We start from the raw sequence: 18,588 nt of genomic DNA on the forward strand, positions 1-18,588 counted from the left end.
GCTAGGGCGTCCCGCCGTCGATCACCGTGGGCTTTCAGGCAGCGGCAGCCGCGGCGTCATCGGTGATGATGCCCAGGATGTCGCTTTCTTTCATGATCAGCAGCTCTTCGCCGCCGACGTTGACCTCGGTGCCCGACCACTTGCCGAAGAGGACCTTGTCACCCTCTTTCACGGCCATCTCGATCAGCTCGCCGCTGTCCTTGCGCGCGCCTTCGCCACACGCGACGACCACGCCTTCAGCCGGCTTTTCCTTGGCGCTGTCGGGAATGATCAGCCCACCAGCCGTCTTTTCGTCGGACTCAACGCGACGAACCAGCACACGGTCATGAAGCGGTTTGAATGCCATCTCTGAGTTCTCCTGGCTCAAAGTTTTCCATCGCCTCCCCTGTCGGGCGAGGCGTTAGCACTCAGGCTCTCCGAGTGCTAACGGCCTTTAGCTAGGGATCGCGGTGAGTCGTGTCAACAGCGCGGCGCTGGAATTTTCGGGCCGGACGATGGCCTCCGGCCCCGCCCCGGCACGCGCAGGGGAAACATGGGAACGCCGCGCGGAACACGCAACCGGCACGGGGGATCGCAGCCTGTTCCCGGGCGGCGGGGCCGCGCTTGCATCCCGGCGCCCCCGGCAGCGGCGGCCCCGTAGACGGAGACGGCCCCCGACGGTCCTCTTCGAGACCCGAAGCCGCATCCGGCATCGCGGCAACCCCACCCCCATCGGCGCAGGCAAGGACCGCGACGCAGGCCGACGGGACAGGCGGAACCGCGGGCGCCCGCCATGCACGCAGCGCCCGCCCCATCCGCGCCCCCCGACGGTCATCCTTTCGGCTTTCGCGAAAATTCATGCCCTGAACATGCATTTTCCGCGTGCAATCCGCGCCGGACTTTGGTTCCTTGGCCCGGGCGCGCTGTCGCGCCGAAACTATCGGATCCCGTTCATGCCCCAGCCCTCTGCGCCCTTCCGTACGGCGCCCCCTTCCCCGCATGTCGACAACCTGCGCGGAATCGCCCTGATGCTGCTGGGCTTCTTCTTCTTCGCCGCCTGCGACGCACAGGCGAAGTTCCTGACCGACACGCTGCACCCGGTGCAGATCGTCTGGTTCCGCATGATGGGCCTGTTTCTCGGCGTCGTGGTCTTTCTCGGGCTGCGCGGGCTGCACCACCTGCGCAGCGCCCGACTGCTGCTGCAGATCGGACGCGGCCTGACGGCGACCGTCTCGGCGATCTCCTTCATCATCGGGGTCAGCTACGTGCCGCTGGCCGATGCGGTGGCGGTGACCTTCATCGCGCCCTTCCTCGTGACCATCTTCGGCGCGCTCTTCCTGCGCGAGCCGGTCGGACCGCGGCGCTGGATCGCCGTGGCGGTGGGCTTTTGCGGCATGCTGATCGTGATCCGCCCCGGCATGGGCGTCTTTCATCCGGCGATCCTGTTCATCGTCGTCGCCGCCTTCATGTTCGCCTTCCGCCAGATCCTGTCGCGCTGGCTGTCGGGCGAGGACGGCATCGGCACGACCATCGCCTATACCTCGCTGACCGCGACCGTCGTCGCGACATCCATGCTGCCCTTCGTCTGGGTCTGGCCCGCGGACGCCCGGTCATGGGCCGTTGCGGCGGGGCTGGCCGCCACGGCAGGTCTGGGCGAGCTGCTGGTCATCCGCGCGCTGGCCATCGCGCAGGCGGTGGTTGTTGCACCGATGCAGTATTCGATGATCCTCTGGGGCACCTTCTACGGCTACATCATCTTTGCCGACCTGCCGGACCAGTGGACGCTGACCGGCTGCGCGATCATCGTCGCCTCGGGGCTTTATACGCTGCACCGCGAGCGGGTTGCCGCGAAACGCGCCGCCACCTGAGCGGTCCCGGCCCCGCGTCCCTGCCAGCCGCGCCCCTGCGGTGGCGGGCCGGGGCCTAATCCGTGCCCCAGCTATAGGCCCAATGCGCCAGCCCGCGGCTGCCCTCTTCGGTCAGGCTGTAGACCCCCTTGTCCACCTTGGCGAACCAGCCGTAGTGGTTGTCGCGCATGATTGTCGTGGCCTGCCTGACGCCGGTGGCCGCCACCACGTCGCGCCCCCGGCTCTGGCCGTGTTCGGCCAGATGCGCGGCGCAGGCAAGGCTGTCCTGCCGGTAGCCGGTGACGATCCCGTGCCGCGTGGCGCCGCCGTCGTTGGGATCGCCGCGCAGGCGGTCGAACTCGCGCAGAAGCCGCGCCTGTGCCCGCTTGTTCTTGCGCGGCGCGTAGGGGCCGGGGTCGCAATGCACCTCGACATGGCCGTCCGCCCGCACGGTGATCAGGCCCAGCCCAAGCCGCCGACAGAGCGCCGTGTTGTCCTTCACCGCCCGCGCCGCCTGCTTGCCGGTGGGACGGCCCACGGCAATATAGACCGTGTCGGTCAGCGCCAGCCGTGCCACCGCCTGCGTGTAGACCGCCAGCGCGAAGCGCAGCTTCAGCTCCACGATCACCGGCGGCTCGTCGCCCCGGATCGCCACCAGATCGGCAGCGCCGACCTCTCCCTTGACGCGGTAGCCCTGCCCTTCCAGCAAGGCCTTCACCGGCCCGTATAATTCGCTTTCCCGCCTCATGGCCGCCAACTTTGCCGCTGGGCTTGCCCTTGTCCAGAGCCCCCCTATCCTGACACCCGACCACAGCACCCGAGGACCGCCGATGAACCGCCTTGCCGCCAGCCTTCTGGCCCTGCTCAGCCTGACCGCCCCCGCGCTTGCGGCCTGTTCCGGCACCGCGCTTACGGAAACCCTGACCGCCGAACAGCGCGCCGAGGTCGATGCCCGGCTGGCAGAGACGCCCTATCCGCAGGGCAACCACTGGCGCGCGACCGAGGGCGACGCGGTGGTGCATCTGATCGGCACCATGCATCTGACCGACCCGCGCCTTGACGGCCCCGCCGGGCGCCTGCGCCCGGTGATCGAGGGCGCCGACCTGCTGCTGGTCGAGATGGCCAGCCCCGAGAAACAGGAATTCGAGGCCGCGATGAAGGGCCGCCCGGAGATGGTCGTTCTGTCCGAAGGCAGCCTGCCCGACATGATGGCCGAGGCCGACTGGCAGGCGCTGTCCGCCGCGATGGAATCCCGGGGGCTGCCGCCCTTCGTGGGCGCCGGGATGCAGCCCTGGCTGATCTCGATGCTGATGGCGATCCCGCCCTGCCTCGATCCGGCCACCGCCACCGAGGACGGCATGGACGTCCGGCTGGAGTCCTTTGCCGTCGAGGCCGGCGTGCCGGTGCGCTCGCTGGAACCGCACGAGACCGCCTTCCGCATCTTCAACGAGACGCCGATGGCGGTTCAGCTGTCGATGGTGCGGTCGACCCTCGTCGGGCCGAAGGTGGCCGAGGATCTCTTCGAGACCATGATGCATGCCTATTTCACCGAGAACCACGCCGAGATCTTCGTCGCGATCGAGGTCCTGACGCCCGAGATCTCGCCGATCACCGAGGCCGAGAACGACGAGGTCACCGCGATGATGCAGGACCGCCTGCTGGCAGAGCGCAATCACCGCTGGCTGCCGGTGATCCTTCAGGCCGTCGAGGACATGCAGGGCCCCGTGGTGGCGGCCTTCGGCGCCGGTCACCTGTCGGGCGAGGAAGGCGTGCTGCGCCTGTTGGAACGAGAGGGGTTCACGCTGGAACGGCAGGCCTTCTGAGAGCGTCCCCTTCCCGGGGGCGGCATCTGCCCCCGGTGACCGCGCGGGTTTGTCGGGTTGAGTTGACCGGCCACGCACCGCCCGCCTGTGCCGCCCGCCTGCAAAAGAAGTGCCGGGGGCCGCGCGTAATACGCGTATCCCGCCACGCCCTTGGCGGTCCCGGGACAGTCCCGTCAAGACGGCCTCAGCGAGCCCCTGAAACACTGTGAAGCGCCCCGCCTCAGCCCCGTGACACCGACACTCTGCCGGACCCGCCCCGCGCTTTCTAGCGCTTGCGGCCCGCGAGCAGCGGCAGCTTGGCAATCTTGTCGTTCAGCGTGCGCCGTGGCAGGCCGAGGATGCGGGCCGCCGCCTCTGTGTTGCCATTGCACTGGTCCAGCACGCGGGCGATTTCCTGCGCCTCGAAATCCGCGACGAGGTCGCGCAGGGTCTGGCCCGTTCCCCCCGCCATACCGGCGGCCCGGCGCGTGTCCTTGCCCTTCAGGCCCAGCACATGCCGGTCCGCCATGATCTTCAGCTCGTGCGCATTGCCGGGCCAGTGGTGTGCCTGCAGCGCCTTGCGGTCCTCGAAGGTGACCGCCGGCAGCTCTCGTCCGTGCCGCGCCGCCGCCGCCGACAGGAACTTCGCGAAGATCAGCGGCACGTCAGCGGGCACCTGCCGAAGGCTGGGCAGCGCGAGTTCGTACCCGGCGATGCGGTAATAGAGGTCCTCGCGAAAGCTGCCCTCGCCGATGACATCGCGCAGCGAGCCGCGAGGCAGAGGCCACGACCCGGAACGCCAGCGCCCGCCCGTCGCCTTCCGCCTGCCGGGTCTGGAGAATGCGCAGAAGCTTGGGTTGCAGCGTCGCGGACAGCGCGTCGATCTGGTCCAGGAACAGCGTGCCGCCGTCGGCGGCGGCGATCAGGCCGGGGTCCGCGCCCTCTGCCGCGCCGCGCGCATCGCCGAACAGCACCGCCTCGGCGCCGCTGTCGGGCAGGGTCGCGCAATTGACGACGACGAAGGGTCCCTCGGGGCGCGGGCCGCGATGGTGCAGCAGCCGCGCCGCCAGTTCCTTGCCGGTGCCGGTCTCGCCGGTCACGACCACGTCGATGTCCAGCGGGGCGATCTCGGCCAGGGTTGCGCGCAGGGCCGCCATGGTGCGGCTTTCGCCGATGAATTCGCCCTGCGCATCCAGCCGGTCCTGCAGGCGCGCCACCTCGGCCTTCAGCCGCCCGGTCTTCAGCGCCCGTTCGATAACCATCAGCAGGTGCCCGGCGTCATAGGGCTTTTCAAGAAAATCCTCGGCGCCCTGCTGCATCGCGCGCACCGCCTGCACCACGTCGCCGTGGCCGGTCAGCAGCACCACCGGCACGTCGCAGCCCGCCTCGGCCAGCGCGGTCAGCAACCCGATCCCGTCCATCCCCGGCATCCGCAGGTCGGTCAGCACAAGATCCGGGGGCGCGGCCACGGCAGCCTCCAGCGCGGCCCGCGCCTCGGCGAAGCCCTCGGTGCGGTGGCCCACGGCGCCGATCAGGTCGCAGAGACCTTCAAGGTGGTCGGGGTCGTCGTCGACGACGAAGAGGCGCGCGCCGCTCATGCCCCGGCGCCCCGCGCCAGCGATCCGTGCCGCCCTGCCATAGACCCCGCATCACCGGCCTGCCCCGGGCGCCCGCCGCCGTGCTCCGCCACTGGTCCCGAGCCTGCGCCTGCCCTGCCCCGTCATTCCGCCGCCACCCGTTCACCGGCCATGGTGTCGAAGGTCAGCACCGCCCGCGTGCCGCCGCCGGGGGCCTCGGACAGGGCCAGCCGCCCGCCGAATTCCTCGACGATGGTGCGCGAGATCGACAGGCCGAGGCCAAGGCTCTCGCCGGTCTGCTTGGTGCTGAAGAAGGGTTCTGTCACCCGCGCCATCAGCGACGAGGGGATGCCCGGACCGTTGTCCACCACCGCGATTTGCACCGAACCGCCGCTTGCCCGGCGCTCGACCCGCACGGCGGGCGCGGGGCGGTCCGCCACGGCGTCCAGCGCGTTCATCAGCAGGTTCACCAGAACCTGTTCCAGCCGCACCTCGCCCGCAAGGATCACCGGCCCGGGGCCCTGCGGCGCAAAACCGATCGTCACACCGCAATCGCCCGCGCGCGGCCCGACCAGTTCCAGCGCCGAGCGCACCACCGTGTCCACCGCCACGGGCCGCCGCTCGCCGTCCTCCTTGCGCGAGAAGCTCTTGAGGTGGCGGATCGTCCGCAGCATCCGGCGGATGTGGCTGCGCGCCTTCTCGATCCGCGAGACGGCGAAGTCGTCCGTGACCTTGCCCGACAGCAGGGTGGCGGCCAGCGTCGCCTCCATCGCCGCCAGAGGCTGGCTGATCTCGTGCACGATGGCCGCCGACATGCGCCCCAGCGCCGCCATCTTCTCGGAATGCACAAGCGCGTCCTGCGTGGCGCGCAGGTCGTCCTCTGTGCGCTGGCGCTCCTCGATCTCGCGGGCCAGCGCCTGCGTCCGCTCGGCCACCCGCGCTTCCAGCAGGGCGCCCTGCCGCAGCCGCATGTCCACCAGCTGCCGCCGCTGCCACCATGTCTGCGCCAGCGCCCCCAGCGCCAGCGCCGAGATCAGCACCGCCGCCGCCGTGCCCCGAGGCCAGCCGCAGCGCCGGCACCAGCGACCCGCTGCCCAGCAGCACCCAGCCGTCGCCGGGCAGCGCCTGCCGCCTCAGCAGGCGGTCTTCGCCGCCCGTCGTCATCACCGCCTGCCCCGCCTCGCTCAGCAGCGGCGCGCGGTCGGCCACCGGGATCGCCGCAAAGACCCGATGCGCGGCGATGGCGGCCCTTGCCGTCTCGTCCAGAGAGACAAGCGGGCGGTAGACCCAGCGCGGCTGGCCCGACAGGATGATGACGCCAAAGCCGTCCGCGACGGTCAGCATCTCCCCCGCGTCGTCCCATGTCTCTTGCAGCGGGCGCAGGTCGATCTTGACCACGGCCACCACCGGGCGCCCGGCGACCGTGGCCCGGGTGGCCATGAAATACCCCGGTTCGCCGGTCGTCACGCCGACGGCGTAGAGACCGCCCGGAGCCGCCCGCCATGGCATCGGTGAAATAGGGGCGGAAGGCGTAGTTCTCGCCGACGAAGCTGGTGTCGTCGCGCCAGTTGCTGGATGCGAGGGCGGTTCCGGTCTCGTCCAGCAGGTACAGCTCGTCCGCGCCGGACTGCCGGGCCGCCACTTCCAGCGCGCGGTTGGCGGTCGCGATGCGCTCGGCGCTTTGCGGATAGGTCACGGCGGCGCGGATGCGCGGATCTTCCAGCGCCACCAGCGGCAGGTAGCTGTAGCGCTCTATCTCTGCCTCCAGCGTGCGCGCGGTCAGCACCAGCGCGCGATCGACCCGCTCTGCCAGCCCGGCCTTGGCGACCTGCCACGCGGCCAGCCCCGCCCCGCCCGCCACCAGCACGGCGGCAAGAACGAGGCATGGCCAGAAGGCCCGGTGGCGGCGCGCGGTCATTGGGCTACTCTGCCACGGCTGTCGCGGCTGCGGAACTCCCCGCGTGCGCCGCGCAGGGCGCCAGCCGCAGGGGCGCGGCGCCCTCGGTGCCCAGCACCCGGCAGCTGCCCCCGGCGCAAAGCGTCCAGCCCGAGACCGTCGCGCCCGAGGCCGCCAGCACAAGCGCGGGCACGGTCACCCGGCCCTCCCAGACCCACCAGCCGTCCTTCAGGCGCGCGCCCTCGCCCGGCTCCATCCCGGCGCCCGATCCCTGCACCGCGCCCTCGACCAGCCGCAGGGCGTTTTCCTCGACGGCCCATGTCTCGCGCCATGTCACCCGCTCGACCGAATGGGTCCAGGACAGGGTGAACTGCGGCGCCATGGCAATCGCCACGGCGCCGAGGCAGAGCGCGCTCATGCCCGCGCCACCCGCTTTCCGGTCAGCCAGATCAGCCCCGCCGTGGCTGCGGCCAGCGCAAAGCCCACCTCATCCGTCATCGGCACCGAGGCGATCAGGGTGAAGGCCGCGCCCATGGCCAGCAGCCGCAGCGGCCAGCCCAGCGGATGCCCGCACCAGCCGATCACCGCCACGCCCCAGAGCGCGATGGAGACGACCGTCTTGAACACCACGTAGGCCACCGCCGGCCAGAAGCCGATGGCCTCGGCCAGGGGCCCGCCCGGTTGCAGCATCAGCACCGGCGTATAGACCGCCATGAAGGGGATGACGAAGCCCGCCGCCGCAACCTTGATCGCCTCCATCGAGATCTTCAGCCCGTTCGCCTTGGCGATGGGCGCGGCGGCAAAGCAGGCCAGCGCCACCGGTGGGGTCAGGTCCGCGAGGATGCCGAAGTAGAAGACGAACATGTGGCTGACGATCAGCGGCACGCCGAGGTCCAGCAGCGCCGGTCCGGCGATCGACGAGGTGATGATGTAGTTGGGGATCGTCGGGATCCCCATGCCGAGGAAGATGCAGGTGACCATGGTCAGCACCAGCGACAGGAAGAGGTTCTCCTGCCCGATGGCAACGATGAACTGGCCGAAGGTATTGGCCGCCCCGGTCAGCGTCATGGTCCCGATGATCACGCCCACCAGCGCGCAGGCCACACCCACCGGCAGCGCCGTGCGCGCGCCCTCGGCCAGGCTGTCGCGGATCAGGCCCAGCGTCTGGCGCCCGCCCTTGGACAGGCCGCACCAGATCAGCAGCGCCGCGATGGCGGCGAACAGCACGTCGGTGCCGAATTGCAGGAAGGCCGCCGTGACCAGGCCCAGCCCGATCCAGAAGACCGTTCGGAATACCGTCGAGGGCAGACCCAGCACGATGGTCCCGCCAAGGATCAAGAGAACCGTCAGGCCAAGACCCACGGTCCCGGCAAAAAGCGGCGTGTAGCCCCCGAACAGCAGGTAGATCAGCACCCCCAGCGGCACCAGCAGCATCCAGCCCTTGCGGATCGCGCCCAGCGGCGAGGGCAGCGTGTCCTTCGGCAGGCCGCTCAGCGCGTGCTTGCCCGCTTCCAGGTGCACGATCCAGAAGGCCGAGGCGAAGTAGAGGATCGCGGGCACCAGCGCCGCCTTGACGACCTCGACGTAGGGCACGTCCAGCGTCTCGGCCATGATGAAGGCAACGGCGCCCATCACCGGGGGCATGATCTGCCCGCCCATCGAGGCGGTGGATTCCACGCCGCCCGCAAAGGTCGCGCGGTAGCCAAAGCGCTTCATCAGCGGAATGGTGAACTGCCCGGTGGTGACGACATTGGCCACGCCCGAGCCCGAGATCGTGCCCATCAACCCCGAAGAGACGACCGACACCTTGGCCGCGCCGCCCTGCCGGTGCCCGAAGAGGCCCATGGAGACATCGGTGAAAAGCTGGATCATCCCGGCCCGTTCGAGGAAGGAGCCGAAGAGGATGAAGAGGAAGATATAGGTCGAGGAGACATAGATCGGGATGCCGTAGATGCCCTCGGTCCCGTAGGCCATATGGTCGATCACCTGGCTGAAATCATAGCCGCGATGGTCCAGCGGATAGGGCAGATGCTGCCCGAAGAGGCAATAGAGCAGGAAGGCGCCCGCGATGATCGGCAGCGCGATTCCCATCATCCAGTAGGCGGCGGCGAAGACCGTCACCAGCGCCACGACACCCATGACGATATCCAGATCCGTGGGCCGCCCGGCGCGCAGGATCAGGTCCTTGTATTCGACCCACTGGTAGACCGCCACCAGCACCGCGGCGACCGCCAACCCCCATGCCAGCGCCTTGACCGCAGGCCCGCGCGGCTAGCGCGTAGGCCATCAGCGGAAAGGTCAGCGCCATCAGGAACCCGACGTGTATGGCGCGCACGATCTGGCTGGCCATGTCGATCAGATGCGCGGCGGTGGCGATCTGGAACAGAGAGAAGACCACGGCCATCCAGAACAGGAACCGGCCCAGAAGCCCCTCGGGAAAACTCACACCATGGCTTTCCGCCGGTTCCGGCGGCGTGGCGATATCGGACATATCTGTCTCCTTGGAACGCAAAAGCGCCGCGCCCCCGGTCGGGAGCGCGGCGCGATCCGGGCCGGATCAGTCGATCAGCCCCTGCTCCTTGTAGAAGCGCTCGGCGCCCGGGTGCAGCGGGATCGGCATGCCGTCCAGCGCGCCCTCCAGCGTGATCTGCGCCGCCGCCTGATGCGAGGAGACCAGCGTCTCGAGGTTCTCGAAGAGCTGCTTGGTCATCTCGTAGGCCAGATCGTCGGAGACATCCGAATGCGTGATCAGGTAGTTCGAGATCGCCACCGTCGGCACGTCCGCATCCTGCCCGTCATAGGTGCCCGCCGGGATGGTTGCCGCCTGGTAGGGCGCGCCCAGCGTCTCGGCGATGGAGGCCGGGATCTCCAGCACGGTGATGTCCACCGAGGTCGAGAGGTCGCGGATCGAGGCCACGCCCAGCCCCGCCGACTGCAGCGTCGCGTCCAGCTGGCGGTTCTTCATCAGCTCCACCGACTCGGCGAAGGGCAGGTATTCGGTCTTGCCGAGGTCGTCGTAGGACATGCCCGCCGCGCCCATGATCGCGCGCGCGTTCAACTCCGTCCCCGAGGCGGGCGCGCCCACCGACACCGCCTTGCCCGGCAGGTCGTTCAGCGAGGTCGCACCGGCTTCGGCCAGCGCCACCAGCTGCACGTAGTTCGGGTAGATCGCCGCGATCCCGCGCAGCTTGTCCAGCTTCTCGGGAAAGCCCGCCTCGGCATTGCCGGCCCAGGCCGCCGCGACGCTGTCGCCCAGCGAGAAGGCGATCTCGCCCCGGCCGTCCTGCAGCAGGTTGAGGTTCTCGACAGAGGCCTTGGTGGATTGCACCTGCGTGCGCACCTTGTCGATGTTCTCGGCATAGATGTTCGACAGGCCGACACCCAGCGGATAGTAGACGCCCGAGGTGCCGCCGGTCAACACGTTGACGAAGTTCTGCGCCTGCGCGCCGGTTGCGCCAAGGGCCACGACGGATGCCAGCAGAGCGCCGCGCAGGGCGGTGTTGAAATGGATCATGATATCCTCCCGTTGAGTGATCCGCCCCCTCCCGGGGCAATCGCCGCCATGCAAAACGCGGCGCGGGCGGTTGCGCAAAGACAACCCGCCGGGGCGGCGAAATCGCCGGGCAATCCATTGCCACGGGCCGGGCAACGCCTTGCGCGGCGCCTGCGTGACAAGGCGGAACGGGAAGGCTAAGCCTGTGCGGACCATTCTGCCGGAGGCCCCCATGATCACCCTCATCGCCGCTCACGACCGCAACCGCGCCATCGGCAAGGACGGGGACATCCCGTGGCACATCCCCGAGGATCTCGCCATGTTCAAGCGCGAGACGCTGGGCGGCGCGCTGGTGATGGGCCGCCGGACATGGGAGAGCCTGCCGGTGAAACCCCTGAAGAACCGCCTGAACATCGTGGTCTCGCGGGACAAAGGGCTGACCGAGCACGTCGTCGGCTCGGTCGCGGAGGCCGTGGCCCTTGCGCAGGCCGAAGGGTATTTCCGGATCTACGGCATCGGCGGTCAGAGCATCTACGAAGAGATGCTGCCCATGGCCCACCGCCTGCTGCTGACCGAGGTCGATACGGAGGTCGAGGGCGCGGATACGTGGTTCCCGGAGATTGGGGATGGGTGGACCAAAACTAGCCTCCTAGAACTTCAAGGAACACTTCCGCACACGTCAGCTTTGGAGTTGATAAATTTCTAAAGCGCAACAAAGACTGATGGGTATACTTAAAAGGTTGAATTGCGAATATGGCATATGAGGCTCTAAAACTCAAAGGTCGCCGAGTGTGGATGCACAAAGGTATCGTCGACCCCGACTTTTCGGCAGAGCACGTATTAAGCCGAGATCCCTGGCTATATGTGGAGCTTTGGCTAAAACGTCAGAGAAAGCACGAGGCGCTTTCTTATTGGCTACAGGCTCGTCGGTTCGCAGAAGCAAGCTCGCTTCTAGATGTGCAAGCAGCTCCATTGACCATGTACTATGCGTTTCTGAATGCGTCAAAGGCCTTATTGACACAAAAAGGCCTCAGCAAAGGCAAGCACCACGGAGTGTCAGGGTCACGCCCAGAGGATGCGCGGGCCAGCCTCGCCACGGAGACTGTAAATTTTCAAACTGGAGGAGTACTTCCCGACCTCTGCGGCTATCTTGGTGAAAGCACACAAAAAACTAGCTATTCACTTAAAGATATATTATGGAATATCCCCTTCGTCCACCGAGCATTTCTACTTACCCTTACCTCAACCCCAGAACTTTTCATACCACTGGAGCAATCTAGGTACATTCGAGAAAGTGGGACGAGAGAGGTATGGTTTGAAGCACAGATCATACCGCGCTTTACAGATAAACGAAAACTTGTGAACATTCCGCCCTCTTTCGAACACTTTGAAAGAGACGGCAACACATATGTTCGTCGAAAGAAGCGGTGTCGCTTCTGCATGAACCAAGATAGCGCAGACGACAAAATCCGTGCAAATACTCGACTACGCAACTATCACGCCCAGACACGGCGAGTAATCGTAAACATTACAGGAAATCGAGACCTTTGGTACTTAAAGCGAGCGCACTACAAAAATGAAGCTGGATCGCGACACACTATGTCCCTCATGTTCGCAGCAATGCACCGCCTTAGTGAGCTCTCTCGGTACGATCCCAAAGGACTAGAATCGCATTTAAATGGCCAAGCAAATTGGTTAATATCAGAATTCGTATATGGAAGCATGGACCAGTTCATTGACCAAATCTCCAGCGAAATTACGGGCAGGCAATTCTGGCCGCCCAAGGTAAGGTAACCTCAAGCGGCTGACGAAGCGTTGAAGAAACCAGTAGAGGCGCCGACCCGCGGGGTGGTGCCTCCATCGGGGCCGGCATGGCAGTTTATCCCCGCCAAGCCCGTGTGACCTCACCGGATCACCCGGCCCCCACCAAAGCGCCGCCCGTCGCACCGGAGGTGCGCCAGTCATGTTCGGCTCGCCTTCGGCGAGAGCGGGGCGGGTCATGCCAGAGGCATGCCTCCGGCATGACGCTGGCGCGGCGGCCTGCGGCCTTGATTCCGCGCCGGGTGGCATGGCTCGGCGCCCGAACAGCTGAGATTGGCGCCGTATCTAAACGCGGCTCCCTCCCCTCCCGCGATGGGGTCGGCGTGGCGGGAATGCTTTCCCTCCGCGAGGCCTTTTAGCCCCGCCGCGCGCCCCGTTTACCCCGGCTTCGCGCTCTGCCATACTCGGCCCCCGACCAATCAGAACAAACCGAGCACGCCGAGGACCCCAGACATGGCCGACGACCTCCTCCAGTCCGCACAGGAACCGACCTACGACGCCTCCTCCATCGAGGTGCTGGAGGGGCTGGAGCCGGTCCGCAAGCGCCCCGGCATGTATATCGGCGGCACCGACGAACGCGCCCTGCACCACATGGTGGCCGAGATCCTCGACAACTCGATGGACGAGGCCGTCGCCGGCCACGCCAACCGGATCGAGATCATCCTGCACGCCGATTACGCCATCGAGGTCCGCGACAACGGGCGCGGCATCCCGATCGACCCGCACCCCAAGTTCCCCGGTAAATCGGCGCTCGAGGTCATCCTCTGCACCCTGCACGCGGGCGGCAAGTTCTCGGGCGACGCCTATGAAACCTCGGGCGGCCTGCACGGCGTCGGCGCCTCGGTCGTCAACGCCCTGTCGGATTCTCTGGTCGTGCAGGTGGCCAAGAACAAGGAACTCTACGAGCAGCGATTCTCGCGCGGCATTCCCCTTGGAGGCGTCGAGAAGATCGGGCAGGCGCCGAACCGCCGCGGCACCTCTGTCACCTTCCACGCCGACGAGGAAATCTTCGGCCACCACCGCTTCAAACCCGCCCGCCTGTTCAAGATGGTGCGGTCGAAGGCCTACCTCTTCTCCGGCGTCGAGATCCGCTGGAAATCCGAGATCGACGATGGCGAAACCCCCTGCGAGGCCACCTTCCACTTTCCCGGCGGCCTGTCGGACTACCTGACCGAAACTCTGGGCACCTCCAGCACCTATGCCGAGGCGCCCTTTTCCGGCACCGTCGATTTCCGCGAGAAGTTCAACACGCCGGGCAAGGTCGAATGGGCGATCAACTGGACGCCCGCGCGCGACGGTTTCATCCAGAGCTACTGTAACACCGTCCCCACCCCCGAGGGCGGCACCCACGAGGCCGGGTTCTGGGCGGCGATCCTCAAGGGCATCCGCGCCTATGGCGAGCTGGTCAACAACCGCAAGGCCGCGCAGATCACCCGCGACGACCTGACGGCGGGCGGCTGCGCGCTGGTCTCCTGCTTTATCCGCGAGCCGGAATTCGTCGGCCAGACCAAGGACCGGCTGGCCACCACAGAGGCGCAGCGGCTGGTGGAAAACGCCGTCCGCGACCACTTCGACAACTGGCTGGCCTCGAACACCAAATCCGCGGGCGCCATCCTCGACTTCCTCGTGCTGCGCGCCGAGGAGCGGCTGCGCCGCCGGCAGGAAAAGGAAACCGCCCGCAAATCCGCCACCAAGAAGCTGCGCCTGCCCGGCAAGCTGACCGACTGCACCGCGAAGAACCGCGAGGGGACCGAACTGTTCATCGTCGAGGGCGACTCGGTCGAGCGGATCGGCCAAGGGCGCGCGCAACCGCGAGACGCAGGCGCTGCTGCCGCTGAAGGGCAAGATCCTCAACGTGCTGGGCGCGGCCTCGAACAAGCTGTCCTCGAACGCGGAAATCCGCGATCTCTGCGAGGCGCTGGGGGTCGGGCTGGCGACGAAGTTCAACGTCGACGACCTGCGCTACGACAAGATCATCATCATGACCGACGCCGACGTCGACGGCGCCCATATCGCCGCCCTGCTGATGACCTTCTTCTACACGCAGATGCGCCCGATGATCGACGCCGGGCACCTTTACCTTGCCTGTCCGCCGCTCTATCGCCTGACCCAGGGCGCCAAGCGCGTCTACGTCGCCGACGACGCCGCGAAAGAGGCCTTGCTGGCCAAGGGGCTGGGCGGCAAGGGCAAGATCGACGTGCAGCGGTTCAAGGGCCTTGGCGAGATGGACGCCAAGGACCTCAAGGAAACGACGATGGACCCGGCGACGCGCACGCTGATCCGCGTCACCATCGACGAGGACGAACCGGGCGAAACCGGCGATCTGGTCGAACGTCTGATGGGCAAGAAGCCCGAGCTGCGCTTCCAGTACATTCAGGAGAACGCGCGCTTCGTCGAGGAACTCGACGTCTGAACCTCTTGCCAAGGCCCGCGCACTCGGCAACTCTCGCCCCATGCGCGTGCTTGGCCTTCTGTGTCTTCTCTTGCTCGCCGCCTGCGGGCGGCCCTGACCCCGTCAGAGACGGCCTACCTGCAGGCCATTCAGGGCGAGGCGCTGGACACCCGCAGGATGCGCATCACCAACGGGCATTTCGCCGGTGCCATCACCTACGAAATCCCGGTGCGCCCGCGCGACACCTGCCGAGGAACGGATCTGGCCGCCGATGACGCAGGCGCAGACGGTGACCGTCTCGCCCGCCGCGACGGTGCTGTTCGATACGGTGCTGATGCGGAAGGACGTCTACCGGAAGGACTTCCTGAAGGGCTGGCCGGACCGGGTCGATCTTTTCGACGCCATGCTTCTGGCGCATGAGGCGACCCATGTCTGGCAATGGCAGAACCGCCGCAAGACCGGCTACACGCCGCTGAAGGCGCTGAACGAGCATGTGACCAGCCGCGACCCCTACCTGTTCGATGCCGATCAGTCCCGGGATTTCCTTGAATTCGGGTATGAGCAACAGGGCAGCATCGTCGAGGAATATGTCTGCTGCCGCCTGCTCGATCCGAAGGCGCCCCGGACAGAGCGCCTTCGCCTGATGATCTCGGAACACATGCCAATCGGGCGGCTGGATCGGATCGTCGACCGCCCGCTGATCCGCGTCCCATGGGACGGGGTGCAGACCGAGGGCATCTGCCGCTAAAACGCGTGGTTGACGCCTCAGACCGGATCGTCGCCCAGCTTGGTCTGCCAGCGCGACAGCTCGCGCTCGGCTTCTTCGCGGGTGCGCCCGTATTTCTCCTGGATCAGGCCGAGCATCTGTTCGCGCTCGCCCACGGCCTCCTGGATCTCGTTGTCGGTCAGCTCACCCCACTCTTCGCGGGCCTTGCCCTTGAGTTGCGTCCATTTGCCTTGGATCTGGTCCCAGTTCATAGCGAACTCCTTTCGCGTTCGGGTCTGCCCGGACAACCCCCGGCCCCGACCGGCGGTTCCCGCCTGCATGGTGCCTTGGCAGGGCTGCTCACATTCCGGAGAGGCCGCGCCCCTCACCCGGATCAAGGCTGGCCAGGTCACCCGGCGCGGGTAAGCTGGACCCGGCAACAGGAGGCGAAGGCATGCGGATACTGGCAGCGGCGCTTGCGGGCGGGCTTTGCGCGGGGATGGCTGTGGCGCAGGACACGGATCTGGAACTGGTCCTGCTGGCGGATGCCTCGGGCAGCATCGACGCGGGCGAGATCGCGCTTCAGCGGCAGGGCTACGCTCAGGCAATCACCGACCCCGAGGTGCTGGCGGCGATCCGCAACACCGCCTACGGGACCATTGCAGTGACCTATGTCGAATGGGCCGCGAACCAGGCGGTGGTCGCGGACTGGCGCCTGATCGACGGCCCCGAGGCAGCCGATGCCTTCGCCGCCGAACTGCTGGCGACGCCGCGCCTTGCCTACGGGCGCAACGCCATCGGCGCCGCGCTGATCGAGGCGGTGCGGCTGATGGACACCAACACCCATGACGGCTGGCGCCGGGTGATCGACTTTTCCGGCGACAGCATGGGCAATTTCTCTGGTCCCAGCATCGCCGAGGGGCGAGAGACCGCGCTTGCGGCGGGCGCCACGATCAACGGGTTGCCGATCCTGCGCCCGGGCGATCCGGGCCGCGCCGGAAGCGGGCTGGAGGCGCTGTACGAGGCGCATATCATCGGCGGCCCCGGCGCCTTTGTCGTAAGTGCCAACAACCGCATGGCCTTTGCCGAGGCGGTGAAGCGCAAGCTGATCCTCGAGATATCCGGGACCACGCCGGTCCGGCGATTCGCGGCGGCGGACTGAAGGGGCCGGTGTCCCGCGTCTTTGCCGGGACACACCGGCGCCCCCCGGCGCACAGAAGACGCGGCGGCCCTGTCCCGCGCCATCAGCGGCCCCGCCACAGGGCGGTGCCCCCGCCGCCAGAGACGGGCACACAGATCCTCCGGGCCTCGGGCCGCGCGGGTCAGACCACCTGCGTCAGATGCGCGGCGGGCGGTGTGCTTTCCTGCGGCCATGCCACCGGCTGGCCCTCGGCGCGCAGCTCGGCAAAGCCGCGTCCGAAGTGGCGCGGGTGGGCCTGCAGCACAAGCGCGCGCCCGTCGAGATCGCGGAACGTCAGCCGGGCGCTGCGGTTGTCCCGCTCCATGGCCTCGCGCAGGACGCTCAGCGCAATGGCCTGCCCGAGACGCAGGTCGGCAAAGGCCTCGGAGGGCAGGCAGGCCGCAGTCATCACCCGCGCCCGGGCGATGTCGCGCATCAGCAGGTCCACCTCCTGCGCTGGGGCGGCGGCCCCGATCCGGTGCAGCGGCTGCGGCGCATGCCACAGAACCGCTTTCAGCAGCGTGCCCAGCGCGCCGGCCACGACCGCATGCGCGGCGGTGTCCGAGGGCCCATGCTTCAGGCTGTGCACGCCCGCCAGCGGCAGGAACAGCGCAAGCCCCCGGCGCCGCAGACCCCGGCGCGCCGCATTGGCACGGCTGACCCAGTGCAGCAGTCCCGGCGCCTGCTCGGCCAGCATCTCGGCGGCGGCGCGGTATTCCGCATGGGCCGGGGCGGCATCGCGCTCTTCCCGGGTCAGCCACAGCGTCATGCGCGCCGCCGTCACCGCGGGCCGCGACAGCCGGTCCAGCCGCGCCACCTGCTCTTGCGCCATGCGGCGGGCGTGGCGTTCCGCCTCTGCCATCACCGCGAAAAGGCGCGGCCCGGTCCAGAGGTCGCAGGCCGAGGGTGCGGAGACGGACAACGCCCCGCGCGCCAGCGCCGCCAGTGCCGCGTTGTGGAAGGGCCGCGCCGCCGGGATCCGGGGCAAGGCATCGGCCAGCGCGCCCGGCGTCTCCGGCACCATCGGTGCGGGCAAAAGCCCGGCAACCCGCGGCCCGGCGCCGCTTTGACCCGCGCACCACGCGACCCAGTCCGACATCGGCGCGGCCCCGGCCAGGCACCGCTGCGGGCGGCGCCGCCTCTCCGGCGTGATCCTCGCGCCACAGGGCAGAAGCCTCGGGTCTCATCCTCGGTCAGCGCCACGCCACAGCGTTGCAGCGTGCGCAGGGTCAGCTGGCCATCGCGGTTCCAGTGCAGGCCGCGGCGATGGGCCGGATCCCCGCTGGCCCCGGGGGCCGGGCGGCGGGCTGCATCGCCTCGGCCATCTGGCGGGCGTCGAACCACGGCAGGTTCCGCAATTCGCACAAAAGCTCGTGCAGGGTGAACCCGGTTCCGCGGTCGATCCGGGTTTCGACATGCGGATCGGCAAGCGCGCTGGCCGGGTGGTCGCGCAGCAGCGACAGGGCGAAGACCTCGGCCATCTCGCCAGCCAGTTCCACCGGCCCGGGCCGATGCGGAGCCGGGGACCGCAGGATGCCGATCCTGCGCGGCGGGGCGCCGCCCCGGATCACCCTCAGGGCGACGCGTGTCCCTGCTTTGGCCTTCTGTCCGACCATGTCCAACCCCCCGGTGGCAAATCGCGCCGTCTTCGGCGCCGATTGACGAAACGTTGACGGCACTTTGCCCGGGCTGCGTGATCGCTCCGCAATTGCTGTGCAAATTTCCCGTGAAGGAATCATGAAATTCATGCCCAGCGCCGTGGCGGGCCTGCCCGCTGCGTGAACCCAGCGCAATTTCCCCGCCGTTTTCGCAGCAACCGGGCTGCGCGCGACCGGGCGTCTTGACGCATCTCGGGCAAGCGCGTTCACTTCGCCCCGATCTTCGGACGATGCAA

General features: G+C 67.9%; 17 protein-coding genes and 2 pseudogenes. 7 read left to right on the top strand and 12 right to left on the bottom strand.

Going from position 1 to position 18,588, the window contains the following annotated elements; translation table 11 throughout:
- Positions 1-34: 34 nt before the first annotated feature.
- Entirely contained in the window at positions 35-346 is a 312-nt protein-coding gene (locus ABFB10_RS05270; RefSeq protein WP_347165701.1) for a co-chaperone GroES, read from the bottom strand.
- A 586-nt stretch (positions 347-932) separates the two neighbouring features.
- Here ABFB10_RS05270 and ABFB10_RS05275 point away from each other — a divergent pair.
- Positions 933-1,847: a DMT family transporter gene (locus ABFB10_RS05275; RefSeq protein WP_347165702.1), complete on the top strand. Its 915-nt coding sequence runs from the start codon at positions 933-935 to the stop codon at positions 1,845-1,847.
- Positions 1,848-1,902: 55 nt separating this feature from the next.
- Here the strand turns inward: ABFB10_RS05275 and ABFB10_RS05280 are convergent, their stop codons facing one another.
- Complete coding sequence (locus tag ABFB10_RS05280; RefSeq protein ID WP_347165703.1) at positions 1,903-2,574, bottom strand: DUF2161 domain-containing phosphodiesterase; 672 nt, start codon at positions 2,572-2,574, stop codon at positions 1,903-1,905.
- An 82-nt stretch (positions 2,575-2,656) separates the two neighbouring features.
- On the opposite strand from ABFB10_RS05280, the gene ABFB10_RS05285 reads away from it, so the two are divergent.
- Positions 2,657-3,649, top strand: coding sequence for a TraB/GumN family protein (locus ABFB10_RS05285; RefSeq protein WP_347165704.1), 993 nt, complete (start codon positions 2,657-2,659; stop codon positions 3,647-3,649).
- A 265-nt stretch (positions 3,650-3,914) separates the two neighbouring features.
- On the opposite strand, the gene ABFB10_RS05290 is transcribed toward ABFB10_RS05285, so the two are convergent.
- The 7 genes and pseudogenes from ABFB10_RS05290 to ABFB10_RS05320 form a co-directional block, all read right to left on the bottom strand.
- Positions 3,915-4,292 (bottom strand): helix-turn-helix domain-containing protein, encoded by a 378-nt coding sequence (locus tag ABFB10_RS05290; protein WP_347165705.1) that lies wholly within the window; start codon positions 4,290-4,292, stop codon positions 3,915-3,917.
- A 1-nt stretch (position 4,293) separates the two neighbouring features.
- Positions 4,294-5,226 (bottom strand): sigma-54-dependent transcriptional regulator, encoded by a 933-nt coding sequence (locus ABFB10_RS05295; RefSeq protein ID WP_347165706.1) that lies wholly within the window; start codon positions 5,224-5,226, stop codon positions 4,294-4,296.
- A 122-nt stretch (positions 5,227-5,348) separates the two neighbouring features.
- Positions 5,349-6,245 carry a sensor histidine kinase gene (locus ABFB10_RS05300; protein WP_347165707.1) on the bottom strand — a complete coding sequence of 299 codons (897 nt, stop codon included), beginning with the start codon at positions 6,243-6,245 and terminating at the stop codon, positions 5,349-5,351.
- Positions 6,239-7,123: a cache domain-containing protein gene (locus ABFB10_RS05305; protein WP_347165708.1), complete on the bottom strand. Its 885-nt coding sequence runs from the start codon at positions 7,121-7,123 to the stop codon at positions 6,239-6,241. Before ABFB10_RS05305 ends, ABFB10_RS05300 begins: the two co-directional genes overlap by 7 nt.
- Before the next feature lie 4 nt (positions 7,124-7,127).
- A complete protein-coding gene (locus tag ABFB10_RS05310) occupies positions 7,128-7,520 on the bottom strand; it encodes a DUF1850 domain-containing protein (protein ID WP_206565645.1) in 393 nt (130 codons plus the stop codon).
- Positions 7,517-9,593: pseudogene (locus ABFB10_RS05315) on the bottom strand (TRAP transporter permease). The gene ABFB10_RS05310 and the pseudogene ABFB10_RS05315 overlap by 4 nt, the downstream one beginning before the upstream one ends.
- Before the next feature lie 66 nt (positions 9,594-9,659).
- Positions 9,660-10,616, bottom strand: a complete 957-nt coding sequence (locus ABFB10_RS05320) for a TAXI family TRAP transporter solute-binding subunit (RefSeq protein WP_347165709.1) — start codon at positions 10,614-10,616, stop codon at positions 9,660-9,662.
- A gap of 211 nt (positions 10,617-10,827) precedes the next feature.
- Here ABFB10_RS05320 and ABFB10_RS05325 point away from each other — a divergent pair, with 211 nt between their 5' ends.
- The 4 genes and pseudogenes from ABFB10_RS05325 (at position 10,828) to ABFB10_RS05335 (ending at position 15,556) form a co-directional block, all read left to right on the top strand.
- The gene (locus ABFB10_RS05325; RefSeq protein WP_347165710.1) at positions 10,828-11,301 is read left to right on the top strand and encodes a dihydrofolate reductase; all 474 of its coding nucleotides are present in this window, start codon (positions 10,828-10,830) and stop codon (positions 11,299-11,301) included.
- A gap of 89 nt (positions 11,302-11,390) precedes the next feature.
- Entirely contained in the window at positions 11,391-12,389 is a 999-nt protein-coding gene (locus tag ABFB10_RS23985; protein ID WP_430523037.1) for a YaaC family protein, read from the top strand.
- Between the two features lie 480 nt (positions 12,390-12,869).
- Positions 12,870-14,829: pseudogene (parE, locus tag ABFB10_RS05330) on the top strand (DNA topoisomerase IV subunit B).
- 250 nt (positions 14,830-15,079) lie between these two features.
- Complete coding sequence (locus ABFB10_RS05335) at positions 15,080-15,556, top strand: hypothetical protein (RefSeq protein WP_347165711.1); 477 nt, start codon at positions 15,080-15,082, stop codon at positions 15,554-15,556.
- Positions 15,557-15,573: 17 nt separating this feature from the next.
- On the opposite strand, the gene ABFB10_RS05340 is transcribed toward ABFB10_RS05335, so the two are convergent.
- On the bottom strand, positions 15,574-15,786 hold the full coding sequence (locus ABFB10_RS05340) for a CsbD family protein (RefSeq protein ID WP_347165712.1): 213 nt from the start codon (positions 15,784-15,786) through the stop codon (positions 15,574-15,576).
- A 182-nt stretch (positions 15,787-15,968) separates the two neighbouring features.
- On the opposite strand from ABFB10_RS05340, the gene ABFB10_RS05345 reads away from it, so the two are divergent.
- Positions 15,969-16,676: a DUF1194 domain-containing protein gene (locus ABFB10_RS05345; protein ID WP_347165713.1), complete on the top strand. Its 708-nt coding sequence runs from the start codon at positions 15,969-15,971 to the stop codon at positions 16,674-16,676.
- A 160-nt stretch (positions 16,677-16,836) separates the two neighbouring features.
- Here ABFB10_RS05345 and ABFB10_RS05350 read toward each other — a convergent pair whose 3' ends face one another.
- Positions 16,837-17,793 (bottom strand): hypothetical protein, encoded by a 957-nt coding sequence (locus ABFB10_RS05350; protein WP_347165714.1) that lies wholly within the window; start codon positions 17,791-17,793, stop codon positions 16,837-16,839.
- A 130-nt stretch (positions 17,794-17,923) separates the two neighbouring features.
- Positions 17,924-18,310: a hypothetical protein gene (locus ABFB10_RS05355; protein WP_347165715.1), complete on the bottom strand. Its 387-nt coding sequence runs from the start codon at positions 18,308-18,310 to the stop codon at positions 17,924-17,926.
- Positions 18,311-18,588 lie beyond the last annotated feature (278 nt).

It is taken from the genome of Ponticoccus litoralis (assembly GCF_039769985.1).
In the GTDB taxonomy this organism is placed as follows: domain Bacteria; phylum Pseudomonadota; class Alphaproteobacteria; order Rhodobacterales; family Rhodobacteraceae; genus Ponticoccus; species Ponticoccus litoralis.